Source organism: Bacillus sp. TH22 (assembly GCF_016651015.1).
Taxonomy (GTDB): Bacteria; Bacillota; Bacilli; order Bacillales; family Bacillaceae_G; genus Bacillus_A; species Bacillus_A mycoides.
Map to the genome: position 1 here is coordinate 1,299,182 of NZ_JAEKER010000001.1, position 16,887 is coordinate 1,316,068.

The 16,887-nt window shown below is 35.4% G+C and carries 14 protein-coding genes and 1 other annotated feature; of the genes, 3 read left to right on the top strand and 11 right to left on the bottom strand.

What is annotated here, in order from left to right:
- Positions 1–198: 198 nt before the first annotated feature.
- The gene (locus JFU18_RS06495; RefSeq protein ID WP_201032948.1) at positions 199–885 is read right to left on the bottom strand and encodes a DUF421 domain-containing protein; all 687 of its coding nucleotides are present in this window, start codon (positions 883–885) and stop codon (positions 199–201) included.
- Between the two features lie 155 nt (positions 886–1,040).
- Positions 1,041–1,304: a CD3324 family protein gene (locus JFU18_RS06500; RefSeq protein WP_002031213.1), complete on the bottom strand. Its 264-nt coding sequence runs from the start codon at positions 1,302–1,304 to the stop codon at positions 1,041–1,043.
- Positions 1,305–1,630: 326 nt separating this feature from the next.
- On the opposite strand from JFU18_RS06500, the gene JFU18_RS06505 reads away from it, so the two are divergent.
- Positions 1,631–2,335 (top strand): polysaccharide deacetylase family protein, encoded by a 705-nt coding sequence (locus JFU18_RS06505; protein ID WP_016119999.1) that lies wholly within the window; start codon positions 1,631–1,633, stop codon positions 2,333–2,335.
- A gap of 118 nt (positions 2,336–2,453) precedes the next feature.
- Here JFU18_RS06505 and JFU18_RS06510 read toward each other — a convergent pair whose 3' ends face one another.
- Positions 2,454–3,797 (bottom strand): sodium-dependent transporter, encoded by a 1,344-nt coding sequence (locus tag JFU18_RS06510; RefSeq protein ID WP_061675714.1) that lies wholly within the window; start codon positions 3,795–3,797, stop codon positions 2,454–2,456.
- A gap of 304 nt (positions 3,798–4,101) precedes the next feature.
- Positions 4,102–4,324, bottom strand: a binding site (T-box leader).
- Positions 4,325–4,544: 220 nt separating this feature from the next.
- Here JFU18_RS06510 and JFU18_RS06515 point away from each other — a divergent pair.
- Positions 4,545–6,179 (top strand): putative polysaccharide biosynthesis protein, encoded by a 1,635-nt coding sequence (locus JFU18_RS06515; protein ID WP_201033620.1) that lies wholly within the window; start codon positions 4,545–4,547, stop codon positions 6,177–6,179.
- Positions 6,180–6,220: 41 nt separating this feature from the next.
- Here the strand turns inward: JFU18_RS06515 and JFU18_RS06520 are convergent, their stop codons facing one another.
- The 6 genes from JFU18_RS06520 to JFU18_RS06545 all read right to left on the bottom strand — a co-directional run bounded on the left by JFU18_RS06520 (position 6,221) and on the right by JFU18_RS06545 (position 12,448).
- Positions 6,221–7,045 carry a DUF4037 domain-containing protein gene (locus JFU18_RS06520; RefSeq protein WP_201033619.1) on the bottom strand — a complete coding sequence of 275 codons (825 nt, stop codon included), beginning with the start codon at positions 7,043–7,045 and terminating at the stop codon, positions 6,221–6,223.
- A gap of 93 nt (positions 7,046–7,138) precedes the next feature.
- Positions 7,139–7,651, bottom strand: a complete 513-nt coding sequence (locus JFU18_RS06525) for a GNAT family N-acetyltransferase (protein WP_307838347.1) — start codon at positions 7,649–7,651, stop codon at positions 7,139–7,141.
- 94 nt (positions 7,652–7,745) lie between these two features.
- The gene (cysK, locus tag JFU18_RS06530) at positions 7,746–8,663 is read right to left on the bottom strand and encodes a cysteine synthase A (RefSeq protein ID WP_201033617.1); all 918 of its coding nucleotides are present in this window, start codon (positions 8,661–8,663) and stop codon (positions 7,746–7,748) included.
- A gap of 10 nt (positions 8,664–8,673) precedes the next feature.
- Positions 8,674–9,885: an MFS transporter gene (locus JFU18_RS06535; protein WP_003188609.1), complete on the bottom strand. Its 1,212-nt coding sequence runs from the start codon at positions 9,883–9,885 to the stop codon at positions 8,674–8,676.
- A 268-nt stretch (positions 9,886–10,153) separates the two neighbouring features.
- A complete protein-coding gene (gene hflX, locus JFU18_RS06540) occupies positions 10,154–11,413 on the bottom strand; it encodes a GTPase HflX (protein ID WP_002012171.1) in 1,260 nt (419 codons plus the stop codon).
- 480 nt (positions 11,414–11,893) lie between these two features.
- Positions 11,894–12,448 (bottom strand): cobalamin biosynthesis protein CbiN, encoded by a 555-nt coding sequence (locus JFU18_RS06545; RefSeq protein WP_201033616.1) that lies wholly within the window; start codon positions 12,446–12,448, stop codon positions 11,894–11,896.
- A gap of 181 nt (positions 12,449–12,629) precedes the next feature.
- Between JFU18_RS06545 and JFU18_RS06550 the strand changes: the two genes are divergently transcribed.
- Positions 12,630–13,613, top strand: a complete 984-nt coding sequence (locus tag JFU18_RS06550) for a ketoacyl-ACP synthase III (protein ID WP_201033615.1) — start codon at positions 12,630–12,632, stop codon at positions 13,611–13,613.
- A gap of 48 nt (positions 13,614–13,661) precedes the next feature.
- Here JFU18_RS06550 and JFU18_RS06555 read toward each other — a convergent pair whose 3' ends face one another.
- Positions 13,662–14,939 carry an MFS transporter gene (locus tag JFU18_RS06555; RefSeq protein ID WP_201033614.1) on the bottom strand — a complete coding sequence of 426 codons (1,278 nt, stop codon included), beginning with the start codon at positions 14,937–14,939 and terminating at the stop codon, positions 13,662–13,664.
- Between the two features lie 172 nt (positions 14,940–15,111).
- Complete coding sequence (locus JFU18_RS06560; RefSeq protein WP_201033613.1) at positions 15,112–16,860, bottom strand: MFS transporter; 1,749 nt, start codon at positions 16,858–16,860, stop codon at positions 15,112–15,114.
- Positions 16,861–16,887: the final 27 nt, after the last annotated feature.

Below are 16,887 nucleotides of genomic sequence, written 5' to 3' on the forward strand. Positions count from 1 at the left end.
CTTAAAATTCGGCTGAAGCAAAGAAGTTAGGCGGGAGATCGAATGCCCGTAAACGCCCGATTGGTTCAACTAATAATCAGTGGGATGAACAAAACCCCCACTGATTAAAGTTTCACTTTATTGTATACAATGATTCAGTTTTTTGATATGTAAAAGATAGTTTAGAAATGAAAATTACATAACTACATCGGTTATTTTCTACCGATTCATCTCCTGACAAAAGAATCCATCATCTGTTTTCCATTCCGCATATAGTACGTCCTCAAATTTAGTAATCCCTTTTTGCTTTATTTGTTTATAAAGCCATCCTTCATCAAATCCTGCTTCCCTCAAATTATCCTTAACTACTTTCCCATCACTAATTAATGAAATCGGTAAGTATACAGGTTTATGTTTTAAACTTAAATCATTTATAGTAGGAGATTCATATTTGCTTTTCTTCAGAACACTTATGTTTCCATTAGGTTCCAAAATCATATATTCAACTTCTCGGATTGAAAATATATCTTTTTGTTGTCTTAGCATTTGTTGTAGTTGATTAATATCCAAATGATTTGAACTTAGTTGTTCCCGGTCAATATATCCATTACGGATAATGATTGAAGGAGAGCCTTCAAAAAAACTTCTCGTCCCCCTAAATTTTTGCGTTATCACTTCTATTGTATAAATTAACACTACCCATACAAGTACTGCATATAAAATAGACCATACTTTTATTTCCGGATCATATATAGTATTTCCTACTAATTCTCCGAGAACTATGGCAGAAATAAAATCAAATGGCGTTAACTGAGATATTTGTGTCTTCCCTAATATTTTAGTAGCAATCAATAGCACAAAAAAACCAAAAAATAGTTCTATCGTTATTTGTCCTAGATGATTCATATATGCTCACCTTTCTGCTTTTCACTCAAATGCTCTATATTCTATTTAGTAAAAAGCCGGCACATTTTTTCTATTATCTTGCCCATTCATATCCAATAGATACAAAACAAAAAGAGTCTAGTTCAATTTAATAATTGAACTAGACTCTTTTATTTTCATTTAGAATACACAATCTTTTTAATCGTTTCTCCGGAAAGAAAATGCTCCTCCGCAAGTTGATGAATGGAAATTCCACTTTTAAACGCTTCTTTAATAGCTTTGTTTCTTTCATCTAGTTGTTTTCTTCCTCCAGATTGTGTACCCCATTTACAATGTTTTGTTTCTTGTTTTGGAATGTAAATTGTTTCACCTTGTATATACTTTTGAATTTCAGCAATTAAACTTTCTGGTAAAACCGTCGCAGCTTTAACGTATTTCATTTCTGCTCGCCCCTTATTTTTTATGGTTCATTTCAATAAGGTGCAAAGCCAAATATAAAAAATGATACGAGCTCATTTAGGCGATTGTATATTACTTGTCTACCCCACGCAAAGTATCGCCATTTCCATACTTGGCTTTGCATGAGACGCTGCAGTGTCTGGCAATTGAATTATAATCGCCATATAAACACCTCCTAATATACCTTTTGCATTTTATTATATGATAAATTTCCTCCCCTTGCATCCACATCCTTTTTAAAGCACGAAGTTACTTAGTTTGATATAATACTTTTTAGTCCAATCCAAAAGTATAGTGAGGTTGCGTTATGAAAAAGAATATAATCATTACAATCGTTACATTATTCATTATTACTGTAGCATTATTCGGAACATACAAATTGATGAACGCAAGAAGTTTTCAATTGTTTGGAGGTTTAACAAACCGAGTAGAAACAAATGAAAAAGTGATTGCTTTAACTTTTGATGATGGTCCTACTAACAATGTAAAACAAATATTACCGCTACTAGATCGATACAATGCAAAAGCTACTTTCTTTTTAATCGGAAATGAACTAGAGAAAAACCTATCGTTAGGAGAAGATATCGTACAATCTGGACACCAAATTGGAAACCATACATACTCTCATAACAGAATGGTTTTCAAAACTCCTTCTTTTATTAAAGAAGAAATAGAAAAAACGAACTCGATAATCCGTCAAACAGGATATACAGATGAAATTGATTTTAGACCACCTAACGGTAAAAAGCTAATTGGTCTGCCCTATTATTTAAATAAAAACAATATCGAAACAATCACATGGGACCTTGAACCTGATACTTTTTATACATCTACAGCTGATAAAATTGAATATGTTAGTAAAAATGTAAAACCAGGTTCTATCATTTTATTACACTCTATGTATGATGAGTCTAATGAAAATTTACAGACCATTGAAGGTATTTTAGACTCTTTATCTAAGAAGGGCTATCAGTTCGTAACAGTAAACGAATTACAAAAAAGAGCAAAATAAAGTGAAACTTTAATCAGTGGGGGCTTTGTCCAGCCCCCACTGATTATTAGCCCTCACCAATCGGGCTTTTACGGGATAAAAAGGTAGCGTATCATAGAGCGATACGCTACCTTTCTTTTTATATAATTCCAAGTACATTTAGGAATACGATAATAATCGCAATTGGTGCAATATAGCGAAGTAAGAATAACCATAATACGAACAGTTTATAGCCTTTATTTTTACTTACACCAAGTTCTTTCATTAATACATCTTTCTTCATTTTTAAAGGGACAAAGATGGAAACTAATAAAACACCAAGTGGCATTAGTATGTTACTAACCGCATAGTCTGCTAAATCAAAAATTGTTTTCCCAAATGGTTTCACATCACTTAACAAACCGAATGATAAGGCTGATGGAACCCCTACAACAAAGATTAACAACCCAACAATTAAAGCCATTTTTTCACGTTTCCCTTTACTTTTACCTTTAGTTGTTAAAGACGCAACACTAATTTCTAACATCGAAATTGCTGATGTAATAGTAGCAAAGAAGAATAGTAATAAGAAAACAATGAAGAATAATTTCCCGAATGCCATTTTACTGAAAATAGCTGGCAGTACGATAAACAATAGCCCCGGCCCTTGAGATGGTTCCATTCCAAATGCGAATACAACAGGGAAAATCGCTAGCCCTGCAAGTAATGTAATAACAAGTGTTAAAGCTACGATAGAAAATGCTGAACGCGGTAAACTTTCTTCTTTCGGTAAGTATGAGCTATACGTTACCATAACGGCTACACCGACAGATAGCGAGAAGAACGATTGCCCCATTGCATATAAAATGATTTCTGACGTTACGTTTGAGAAATCAGGTTGTAAGAAGAATCGAACTCCTTCTCCAGCACCGTCTAAAGTAAGTGCACGAACAATTAGTACAAAGAATAATACGAATAATGCTGGCATGAAATATTTATTTACTTTTTCAACACCATTTTGTACACCTTTACTTACGATAAAAATAGTAATAAGGATGAATAATAGCTGTGATCCAACTGCTAAATATGGATTGGAAATGATTTCACCAAACGTAGCTTCGTATGCCCCATTTCCTTCCCATAGTCTACCTGTAATTGCATTCCATAAATATAGTAAAATCCATCCCCCTACAACACTGTAGAAAGAAAGTAGTATGAAACAAGTTACAATCCCTAATTTACCTAACCAAGGCCATAGTGTTTTTGGTGCGATTTCGCTATACGCCTCAACGGCCTCTTTTTGTGTACTTCTTCCGATAACGAATTCAGCTAATAATAGCGGTAAACCAATTAATAATGTGAAACCGATGAAAATAAGGAAGAACGCGCCGCCTCCTCCAATTCCGGCCATATACGGGAACTTCCAAATCGCTCCAAGACCAATCGCTGAACCTGCTGCAGCTAATACGAAACCTAATTTCGATGTCCATTGCTGTGAATTCATTTGTTAATCTCCTCTCTTTATCTTTATCTTTTTCTGTTTTACAATCCGGTATTTATATTGTTCTATCCATACTCTTTTCTAATACGTTCACTTCCTCCCTAATAAAAAACGTCCCTACGTAAATACGTAGGGACGACAAAAATATCGCGGTACCACCCTAGTTGTGAAGATACACCAAAGTTAGGACCTAAATAAAAAACGTCCCTACGCAAATACGTAGGGACGATAAAATATCGCGGTACCACCCTAGTTATGAAGCCACACCAAAATTAGGACCTAAATAAAAAACGTCCCTACGTAAATACGTAGGGACGATAAATATCGCGGTACCACCCTAGTTGTGAAACAATCTTCACCACTTTATTTGATAACGGTATAAACTACCGTCTTTCATTTCCTCATAATGTGAGATTTATGAAAGATGCTCCAGGACGAACTTCATGAATAATCTATATACTGATTCACACCAACCATCAGCTCTCTGAAATAGGGAGATATTCACTACTATACCCTTTCATTGCCCAAATATTATTTTCCGAATTGATTACTATCATTTTTATCATACATTAAAAATAGTGTCAACTTATATTTTGAAATTTTATGCATTACATTCTATTTAAAGATTCAAAATATGACTTTTGTATGAATAGTATTAGAACATTTATGGTTTATACTGTATTAACTTCTCTAGCAGGTTTATAGTAGTATACGATAAATGCAAGACAGCACGAGTAGGAGGAAAGAATTTTGTCTACTTCAAAAGTTTTAAAAGGTACCGCTTTATTAAGTGGTGCAACAATGATTTCACGAATTTTAGGTTTTATATACTTTTTCCCCTTTCAATTATTAGTTGGAACGCAAGGGGTCGCTTTATATGGATACGCATACTCTTGGTACGGTATTTTATTAAGCTTTTCAACAGCTGGTATTCCTATTGCCGTCTCAAAATTTGTTGCAAAACATAATGCACTTGGTGATTATAGTACAAGTAAAAAATTGTATAACTCGAGCGTAAAATTAATGATGTTTATGGGCTTTTTAGGATTTTTAACTTTATTTATTGGAGCACCGTACATATCACAATTTATTATTCGCTCGAAAACACCAGATCCACAATTTATCGCAGACGTAACACTTACAATGCGAGCATTAAGCTTCGCGCTTATTATCGTACCAGCTATGAGTGTTACACGTGGTTATTTCCAAGGTTTTCAACATATGAAACCAAGTGCTGTTTCTCAAGTCGTAGAACAAATCGCACGTGTCGTTTTCATTTTAGTTGGTAGTTTTATCGTCTCAAAACTATTAGGAGGTTCAGTAGCTTCTTCTGTTGCAGTTGCTACATTTGGTGCTGTTATCGGGGCACTTGCAAGCGTCTCTATTTTAATGATGTACTGGAAAAAATATAATGGATTAAAACCTCCTGAAGGTGAGCTGAAAACGAGATCATCAAACATTCCGTTAAGAAGTATTTATATGGAATTACTACGTTATGCAATTCCAATTGTATTTGTAGGCATTGCAATCCCGCTCTATACGTTAGTAGATCAATATACCGTAGCTGATGTCCTTAGAGCAATGGGAGAACCTTTAGAAACTGCGAATGCAGTTTTCGCTTATATAACGAACTATGCCCAAAAGTTAATTATGATTCCGGCTTCACTTGCAACTGGATTCTCATTAACAATTATTCCGGCTATAACGAAATCATTTACAAGCGGGAAGCTAGATGAATTACAAGGACAAATTTCAAAGATATTTCAAGTGTTGTTATTCTTCACTATCCCAGCCGCATTCGGTCTTGCTAGTATCGCTTACGATGCATTCCGCATGGTTTATGTAAATCCTGAAATTGCACTTGGTGGATCACAATATTTAATTTCATTTGCACCTTCTGCTGTATTAAGTGCAATTTTCACAGTTTCAGCCGCTATATTACAAGGAATTGATTATCAAAGAAAAACAATGATTGCATTCTCAGCCGGTATTCTCGTTAAAATTGTGGTGAACACACCGCTCTTACATTTATTCGGTGGACATGGTGCTGTACTTGGAACAATTCTTGGATATCTCGTTTCAAATATTATTATGTTGTACTGCATCGTTAAGTTTGCGAAATTTAAAATTGGCGAAACAGCAAAAACAGTATTTCTTATTACGATTTACTCCGCAGCAATGTCTGCTGTTGTAATTGCATTAAGAGCAATTATAAGCTGGATTATTCCTGGACAATCTTATATAGAATCACTGATCATTGTGTTTATATGCGCCGCAGCAGGAGGACTTGTTTATCTTTTATTCGTATTAACGAGTGGACTTGCTTCGCATATTCTCGGTGATAGGATTCAACGATTACCTATACTAGGAAAGTTAGTAAAATAAAAAAACAAGAGATGTAACGCGTTGTTACATCTCTTGTTTTTTTACTTCGCATATTGAATGCGCTTTTGTTGTTCAGCAATATTTAATTCTGGAGCATATTGTTCTACTAAATGTAATACCTCTTCGATCAACACTTCTAACTCCTGTACACTATACTCCGGTTCCTCTATCAGCGTATCCGCCATACGCTCATATAGATTTTCAGGTTTAATATTCATACGCTCTACATTATAAGCCATCCATTTAAATGCAGGATGGTGCACGTACATTCTATTCAAACCGAATAAAACACCGAATAAATCCCTTTGTACTTCACAAATAACATCATAAAGCATAAGCCAGTCTTTTCGTTTTAAAAGCGCCTCTCGATTATGCCAACGATTACTAAACCAAAGTTTTTCTGAAATCATCCTTTTCGCCAGTTCTTCTGGATATACTTCAATCCTATCTTTTAGAGCATGTACTTTTACTTCTCCATACAAACTCACACCATCATGAACCGATGATACAATACATTGTTTCTCATAATTTGTATCATACTGCTCTATAACTTCTGAAATAATTTTTTCTACTGTTAATGTTAAAAAGTTACTAATCTCTAGTTTAATTCCTTCTTTCGTCAAATACGTTTCCGACCATTCCTCGTCCTCGTAAGGATGATATGACAAAATCGTTCCACCAATATTATTAATTGGACCTAGACGCTCTTCATCCTCTGGTGGTTCTGACCATAAAATATGTAATTCAATATCTGAATGTTCATCTTCTAACTTTCTCGCTACAGATCCTGCTAAAATAATAGCTTCGACTTTCTGGTTTTGCCTATAAATCTCCGACATCTCTATCGCTTTCTCTTTTAATCCCATTGCATTTCCCCCTAAAACTGCAGTACTCCCCTTACTTTTCATTTATCTATTTCGATATTAAACATTATATTACCTTTTCAAATTTCCACTAAATCATATTTCTACCCAATAACGCTGAACAATTTCGCCAGAATTAGAAGAAACTACTTCATTTTCTAGCACACCGCCAACCTTTTGAATCGTTTTAGCCGAACCAATATTAGCTTTATCACAAGTTATTAACACTTTCTTCAACCCTAACTTTTGCGCTTCACTTAATGCAAGTTTCAATTGTTTTGTCGCGTAACCTAGGCGACGTTTATTCGGATGGACACTATAACCGATATGACCGCTTTCCAGTAATAATTCTGGATTTAACCGGTGTCGAATATTCACAAAACCTATTATTTTTCCATTCTCAACACTAAAAAACTGACTAGATGGTACTCGATTAGATGGTAAATTTTTTCCTTCTTCTTGTGTACTTACTTTTTCAAACCATTCACCAATAGAATCGAAATTTTGTAAAGAACAACTACCGTGCGGTTCTTCTCCTGAATGTAAAAACGCCTGCCTATACTCCATAATTTGTTCGCTATATTCGTATGTTGGTTTCAATAGCTTCATTGTCATTCTCCCCACTCACCCATTATCTATTTTTCTAAAAGAAACACCTTAATAGTGGATTTTCATCCTTACTATTAAGGTGCTTCTATCACTTTTATTCAAATAGCCCCATACTTAAATAGCGCTCCCCTGTATCAGGTGCAATACATAAAACTTTTTTACCAGCACCTAAACGCTTCGCTATCATAATTGCTGCGTAAACAGAAGCTCCTGAAGATGGCCCTACTAGTAATCCTTCTTGTCTTGCCAAGTTCCTCATTGTAGTTAATGCCTCTTCATCTGCAATTTGCATAATTTCGTTATACACTTCTGTATTTAAGTTTTTGGGAATAAACCCTGGGCTTGTTCCGACTAGTTTATGAGGGCCTGGAACACCACCAGATAACACTGGTGATCCTTTCGGTTCTACTACGGCAATATATAAGTTTGGTAGTTTCTCTTTTAACGTTTCACCGGTCCCTGTAATTGTTCCACCTGTTCCTGCGGTTGCTACAAATGCATCAAGCTCTCCATCCATTTGTTCATAAATTTCAAGTGCAGTCGTATAACGATGAATATTCGGATTTGCTGGGTTTTCAAATTGCTGCGGAATAAAACTATTTGGAATTTCTTTTTGTAACTCTACCGCCTTCGCAATTGCTCCTGGCATTCTTTGTTCTGCTGGTGTTAAAACTACTTCTGCGCCGTATGCTTTCAATAAATTAATACGCTCTTTGGACATATTATCTGGCATAATTAAAATAGCTTTATATCCTTTAGCAGCTGCATTCATCGCTAAGCCAATTCCTGTATTTCCACTTGTCGGTTCAATAATTGTATCACCAGGTTTTATAAGTCCCTTTTCCTCAGCGGCATGAAGTAAATTATAGGCTGCACGATCTTTCACACTGCGTGACGGATTAAACATTTCCAGTTTTACATACACATCCGCTGCGTCCTCTGGAATAAATTTAGATAATCGGACGACAGGTGTATCTCCTATTAATTCTGTAACATTTTCACATAATTTCATAGCGCATCCCCTATTCTATCGTTTTCTTATCATTTGGCAGCAACAATGAAGTAAGTCCAATTAATGGTAAACCACTACATAATAGCATAATAAATTGAAGGCTATACATATCAGCTAATTTTCCAAGGACTACAGCACCTAATGCTCCAAGACCAAACGCAAGGCCAACAATTAACCCTGATACCATCCCTACTTTTCCAGGAACAAGCTCTTGTGCATATACAACAATTACACTAAAACTACTAGAACTAATAAAACCAATACATAAAAATAATGGTACAACCCACACGAGCGAAACGTGAGGTAGTAAAAGTGCAAGCGGTGCTGAACCGAGCATTGAAAATACAATTATCTTTTTCTTACCGAATTTATCTGCTAACGGACCACCAAAGAAAGTACCTAATACACCAGCAATCATAAAAGCGAAGACGAAATACTGTGCATTTTTTATAGATAAACCGTAATGCTCTATTAAATAAAATTGATAGAAATTCCCGATACCAGCACCGTACCAAGAACGTACGAATGTTAGAAAAACAAGAAGTATAATAACAAATTTAATGTGCGTACTTACAATCGCATTTTCAGCCTCAAGTGCAGCCCTCTTTTTCCTTCTTACAGCACCAGTGGCTAATTCATTTTTATACCAATTTGATACGAAAATTAGTAATACAATTCCTACTGCTGCAAAGGCTGTAAAACCTAAAGAACCAATTTGACCGAGCGGAACGAAAATTAATGCTGTAAAAATAGGTGCTAGAGAATTCCCTGTATTTCCCCCCACTTGATAAATCGCTTGTGCTAAACCTCGTTTTGCACCGGCTGCCATGTAAGCAACACGAGCGCCCTCCGGATGAAAGACCGCGGAACCTAATCCAATAAATAAAACAGAAATAATAACAACTATAAAGTTCGGTGCAAATGCGAGTCCAATCATCCCAAGCATACTCGAAAACATACCGAGCGGTAATAAAAACGGTGACGGCTTCTTATCTGAATACATCCCAAAAACCGGCTGCATAATCGATGACGTCATATTTAACGCAAACGCAATCCACCCTACTTGCATATAGGATAAATTCATCGTTTTTTCCAAAATAGGAAACAACGCTGGCACAACTGCTTGCATCGAATCATTTAAAAAATGTCCGAAGCTAATCGCAAATAAAATACGATATATTGTCGGTGTTTCTACTGTATTTTTTTGTGAAACTGCCTGCATATGTGTATTTCTCCTTTCTGTACAAAATATATATTTATTACAGTAGGTGTAATAAATTCTGATTTTTGAAACATTTCTATTCTATACTGGTTTCGTTTTTTTATCCAGAAATACAACTTCTAATAAAATATATTTTTTTTATGTGTTTTATCGGAATTGTTTATATGAACTCTCTGTATTTTCTTTTATACTGGGACAGGACGAAAGGAAGGCTTGCAACTATGAAGAAAAAGACGATCCTAAAACATATTAGGATCGCCTTTTTTTATTAAATAGAAAAACGCTTATATTTCTCATAATCACTCGTCTTACATTCTAGTGCCATTTTCGTACCTTCGTTTTCATAACTCGTAGATAAAACGTGTGCATGATTGTTGAAATACGAAACTACCTGTCCTTGATCATACGGAATTAACATTTCACACTTCGTATACTCTTTATAAATGTGTGAACGAACTACTTCTACAAGCTCTTCAATTCCAACATGTTTCTTCGCAGATAGATAAACGCGATCTTCTTGCACTTTCGGAATTTCAACATCTACCAAATCTGATTTGTTGTATGCATAAATCGTCGGGATATTTTCCACGCCAATTTTCTTTAACGTTTCATTTGTAATATCAATTAATTGCTCATAATTGGGATTTGAGTAATCTACAACGTGAATAAGTAAATCTGCTTCCGCCACTTCCTCTAGCGTTGAACGGAATGCTTTCACAAGATGATGCGGTAATTTACTTACAAATCCAACAGTATCCGTTAATAAAAATGATTTATTATCCGGCAAATCAATATTTCGTACAGATGTCTCTAACGTCGCAAATAACATATCTTTTTCAAATACTTGTTTCTCTACAGTACCATTAAAAATTTCAAGCATTGTATTCATTATCGTTGATTTACCTGCATTCGTATATCCTACTAACGACACAACTGGAATTTCATTTTTCTTACGTTGTTTACGCTGGGTTTGGCGCTGTGCAACAAGTGCTTCTAATTCTTTATTTAGGGCCGCAATTTGTTCTTCAATTTTACGACGATCTAATTCCAACTTCTTCTCACCGACACCTTTATTTTTCGTGCCAACTCCCCCGCTTTGTCTTCCTAAAGATTCACGAAGACCGATTAAACGAGGCATCATGTACTGAAGATGGGCCACTTCTACTTGCAACTGCGCTTCTTTCGTTTTCGCACGTTGCGCAAAGATATCTAAAATTAAAATGGTACGATCAATTACTTTACAATCTAAATCCTCTTCTAAATTTCGAATTTGTGAAGGAGATAATTCGTCATTAAAGATGACCATATTTGCATCTGCTTCTTTCACATACGCTGCTACTTCTTCAATCTTCCCTTTTCCAATATAATGCGACGGATTTACTCGTTGTAAATTTTGCGTCACTTGACCGATTACTTCCACATCACAAGCTTCCGTAAGATTTGCTAACTCTTCCATCGAATATGCAAAATCAGCTTCCTTACCTAAATTTACTCCAACTAATATTGCTCTTTGTAATAATTCTTCCATATATTTATTCCTCCATTTCGATTACGCAAAATAAAAAACACAGGTCACTGCCTGTGTTTTCGTAAACGGATAAGGGTTCACCAAAGAAATAGAAGAAAGCAGTGCTTTCGTCCTATACATGGTCAAAAAGTCCCAAGATAGTATACGTATCCAACAAGTGCTCACCTATACGATCCCATTCTATTTATAAAGGCAAAACAAAAAGAGGGCGTATTCGTCCCTCCCTCTTTTTCACATATAAGCTTAATAAAGGGTTCCTTTAAAATAGGCAGACCAATCCCGTTCACTCTGTACACAGACAGAGCCTTTGAGCGCTATTCAATTATCGGCACAAAGTATTGAGACGTAATCTGATTAAGATCAAAGGAAGCCCCTCCGTTCATTTTAAGTTACATAAAGTGTAGCATAAGTAATTCGCTTTCACAAGATTAAACCACCTATAGAAACAGAAAGAAAATCTTTATATTTTTACTTTAATCGTCATTTTTTGCGAGTTCTTCTCACAATAAAAATAACCACAGCTACAATGAATAATACACCTATAACAATAACCACAACTTGCCACAAACTTAAGCCGCTCACCATATCCCCTTTTAAATTCACTTTCTTCGTTGGAACAGACTCTTTTGTAAATTGACTTAAAGCCACTTTGTCCGCCCCTGCCTCATCTAATCTCTTCGTTCTACTACAACTATGTGTGTGTAATTGTTTTTCTGATCCTCTTTGAGAAGAATATACTAAGTACTCTCCTCCCTCTACAAAGTGAAACACACAATCACCACCATTTGTATATACAATAATTTGCGAAGAACTTGTCCCTTTCCAAATTTTCTTCACTTCAAATAAAACTTCAATTCCAATCCCTTCTTTCCTTCCAACCTCAATTACTTCCCCCTCAAACACCACATCATTTTTTTGAAATGCATCCTCTGGAGATTTTTTAATACAGTCACAAGCATAAGATTTATCTGGAAAAACAATAAGAATAAAGCTACAAATAATGATAACAGACAACATGCGCAAAATTCTTTTCAAGGAGCCCCACTCCCTTCATTATCAATTTCAAAAGCTTCTCGTATATTATTTTTAAGCTACTCGCCAAATTCCTCCAGAGTAAATTAAACATTATCGCTTCCATACAATAAAAGTCTTTATTGACATTTTTATAACCTGATATTAGTATCAGGTTATAAAATAAAAAATAGGAGATGTCCCTATGAATTCTAAATCTCGTATTACCGCAATTGGTACTTATGTTCCAGATCAAGTATTGTCTAATAACGATTTAGAAAAGATGGTCCATACGAATGATGAATGGATTGTACAAAGAACAGGAATGAAGGAAAGAAGAATTGCTAACGAAGACGAATACTCCTCACACTTAGCCATTAAAGCCATCGAAAATTTATGTACAACATATAAGAAAAACTTAGAAGATATTGACTGTATCATCGTCGCTACAACTACTGCTGATTATGTTTTTCCTAGTGTCGCTTGCCAAATACAACAATACTTCAACATACCTCATACACTAGCTTTTGATTTAAATGCAACTTGCGCTGGTTTCACATACGGACTGCATGTCGGTAATAGCTTAATCACTTCTGGATCACATCAAAAAGTACTCGTCATAGCGACAGAGACATTATCTAAAGTTACTGATTACACCGATAGAACGACCTGTATTTTGTTCGGTGATGGCGCTGGAGCTATTTTATTAGAAAGAGATGAAAACAAACCAAGCTTTATCGCTGCTCACATGGGAACAAACGGTGACGGTGGCATTCATCTATACAGAACAAACTTATCTACTACTATGAATGGCACACCACTACAAACAAGTGAAAAAATCGTTCAAAATGGAAGAAAAGTATATAAATGGGCTGTACGAACAGTACCATACGGCATAAAAGAACTATTACATACTGCAAATTTGCAAATAGATGATATAGACTGGTTCATACCACATAGTGCTAACTTAAGAATGATTGAATCTATTTGCGAAAAATCAAAAATATCTATTCAAAAAACATTAACGAGTGTGGAAGATATGGGGAATACATCTTCCGTCTCTATTCCACTCGCTTTAGATTTAGCTAGAAAAGAAGGAAGATTAAATAACGGAGACACACTTTTGCTATACGGATTTGGCGGTGGACTTACGCATTTAGGGCTTATTGTGGAGTGGGATTTAAGTTAAACGAATTAAAAAGAGGTTCTAGGAAATAACTAGAACCTCTTTTTAATTTCATGAATTTTTTTTACCTAACCGAGACCACATCACAACAGGAATTAGCAATAATGCTAACAATCCTCCCGCTAATGATAATGCCGCATAACTGGAATTAGCTACTACCATTCCTGACATCGCTCCACCTGAAGCTCCGGCTAACGCAATAAAAACATCTATTTTCCCTTGTGTTTTAGCACGTGTAGAAGGAGTTGTGGAATCAACGATTTGTGCTGTACCACTAATCAATCCGAGATTCCATCCTAATCCAAATAAAGAAAGAGCAACAATTAATAATAGTAAAGAATCACTCGGTGCTATCGCAGCTATGACACCCGCTGCAAGTAAAATCACCCCACCAGCTATACTCATCTTAGTACGGCCAATTTTATCAATTAACATTCCTGTAACAAGTGATGGCAGGTACATTGCACCGACATGAAAACCAATCACGAGACCTACTGCACTTAATCCATGACCGTGGTGTCCCATGTGAACTGGAGTCATAGTCATAATCGCAACCATAACTATTTGAGTAAGTATCATAACGATTGCTCCGATGGTAATACCCCGTTTATTTTCTAACGTTTCATTAGTTACCGATTGTCCTTTATATGTATGTTCCTGTTTATATTTTTCTATTATGTTAGCAATAATTAACGGATCTGGACGAAGCATAACAAAAAGTACAAGACCCGCAAGTATAAATGCCACTGCTGATAATATGAACGGACCAGCAAGGTTAGGAATTCCAATTGAATGGGCAAAATCTCCCATTACGCCTACTAAATTTGGACCAGCTACTGCACCAAAAGTCGTCATAACCATCGTAATACTAATAGCAGTTGCTCGCTGCTTCTTATCTGCTAAATCGGTACCAGCATAACGAGATTGTAGATTCGTCGCTGTACCTGCACCATATATGAGTAAAGAAACTAGTAAAAGAATAATACTATTTGTTAACGCAGCCAATACAACTCCAATAGCCCCTAGTCCCCCTACTATAAACCCTGTTGCAAGTCCTATTCGGCGACCATATTTTTGCGATAACTTCCCAACAAAGAAAGCGGCTACCGCAGATCCCAACGTAAACATAGCAGCTGGTAATCCTGCATATGCATCTGTCCCAAGCATTTGCTGTGCAAGTAGTGCCCCCACTGTAATTCCAGCAGCTAACCCCGCCCCACCAAACATTTGTGAAATACTTACGATTATTAACGTTCGTTTATATAATTTTTGTTGCTCTTCTTCTGTATACATGTGGTTACTTATTGAAGCATCCGCTTTATTTAACATTTTCTCACCTACTTAATAAAATACATTACTCTTATTAATGTACTATATTTTCATATCTAATGATAATTGTATTCGTTAATTTATCATAGTCATAAGTTGAATGAACTTAACTCAGATCTTCCTTCCATACTAGTGTAAAGAAAACCAGGCTAATATATTAGCCTGGTTTTCTTTACACTTCCTCTACTACTCTTTCCCTTCTCCTCTTACTTAAAGCTTTCCCTTCCCAAAACAACAAACTTACTAAAGCACAAACTAAAATAATTGGTACACTCGCTTTATATAAATCTGTAAAACTCATAGCCATCTGATTCTGAGTATAATGATTCACGTCATTTGAAAATACGAGTATTTCTTTCTTTATATTCTCTTCTTGTTTTTCAACTTCTTTTGTTACTCGATTCGTAACTTCTTCTCTTTTTATATTTCTATATTCTACTGGTACTCCACTTAATACCTCATCCACCTTTTGGTGAATTAATTCATCTTTTTTCTCTTTACTTAACCCCACAAATGTTTCATTTTGTTTCTTTTCTACATTTGTTTCTATACTTTTCTTCTCTATTTTTTCTTTTGTTACTTGTAATATCTCAGTTTGCTGAGCACTATCCACATGAATATTACGCACTTTTTCTTCTGCATAACGATATACATTCTCTTTATTTACAGATAAGTTGTGTGTTAAGTTAGATACAAATATCGCTACCGCTAATACAATACCTACTTGACGTAACATCGAGACAACACTTTGAGAAGCAGTTAATAATTCCCCTTCAAACGAAGATGCACTTAAAACTGTAATTGGACCTACTACTAAACCATATCCAACGCCTAATATCATACATGGGATAATAATTTCTGTATTTGTTGAATTGACGTCAATCATTTGCAGCCAATAGTAGGATAGCCCCATAATAAGAAACCCTGACAAAATAATAGTTACTTTTCCAAATTTTTTAATTAAAGTTGCTGCAACCGGTGAGACAAAAAATATCATCGCTGAAATAGGTGTCACTAAAAAAGCAGCTTCAATTTCCGTTCGGTGCTGTATTTTTGTCAAGAATGTTGGAAGCAACACAGTTACTCCAATTAAAAACAAATTACTTAATATAACAACGATAGACGCTCCTACAAACATTCGATCTTTAAATAATTTTAAATTCACCATCGGATTATGAATCTTTCGTTCCACTAAAACAAATAGAATAAGAGAAATAGTGCTAATTGCATAACAGGACAAAGCGATATTACTTTGCCATCCCCACGTATTACCTTTCACTAATACGAGGGTAAAAGAAAAAATCGCTAAACTACTTAATATGAGTCCAATCCAATCAATTTTTGAAATAATACGTTCTTCATTTTTTACTTGTAACATAATACAGCATAAAATGATTCCAAGAATACAAATCGGAACATTGACGAAGAACACCCATCTCCATCCTACATTTTGCGTAATAATTCCGCCTATTACCGGACCAAGTGCAGCTGACAATCCTTGCGTTACTCCTAAAATAGCAAGTGCAACATGCCTCTTTGCTAACGGCATAGCTGATACACCAATTACCATACTTGTCGGAAATAAAATTGCTGCTCCAACACTTTGTATAAAACGAGAAAAAATAAGGAAGTCACCTGTATTAGCAAAAGCACAAAGTACTGACCCACCACCAAAAATCACCAAACCAAGAATATACATCTTTGCTTTTCCAAAAATATCAGCTATCCGTCCTAGCGGAATTGCGAGTACTGCAATAGTCATTGTATATACATTTAATACCCAAGACATCTTTTCTAACGAAGTATTTACACTTGATTGTATTGCCGGTAAAGCTATATTCATAATTGTCGTATCAATCATACAAAGAAAAATACCTAAGCACATTAGAAAGACGATTTTCAGTCCCCTTGCTTGCTCCATGTTCATCTACCCCTTTATTTATTTTGA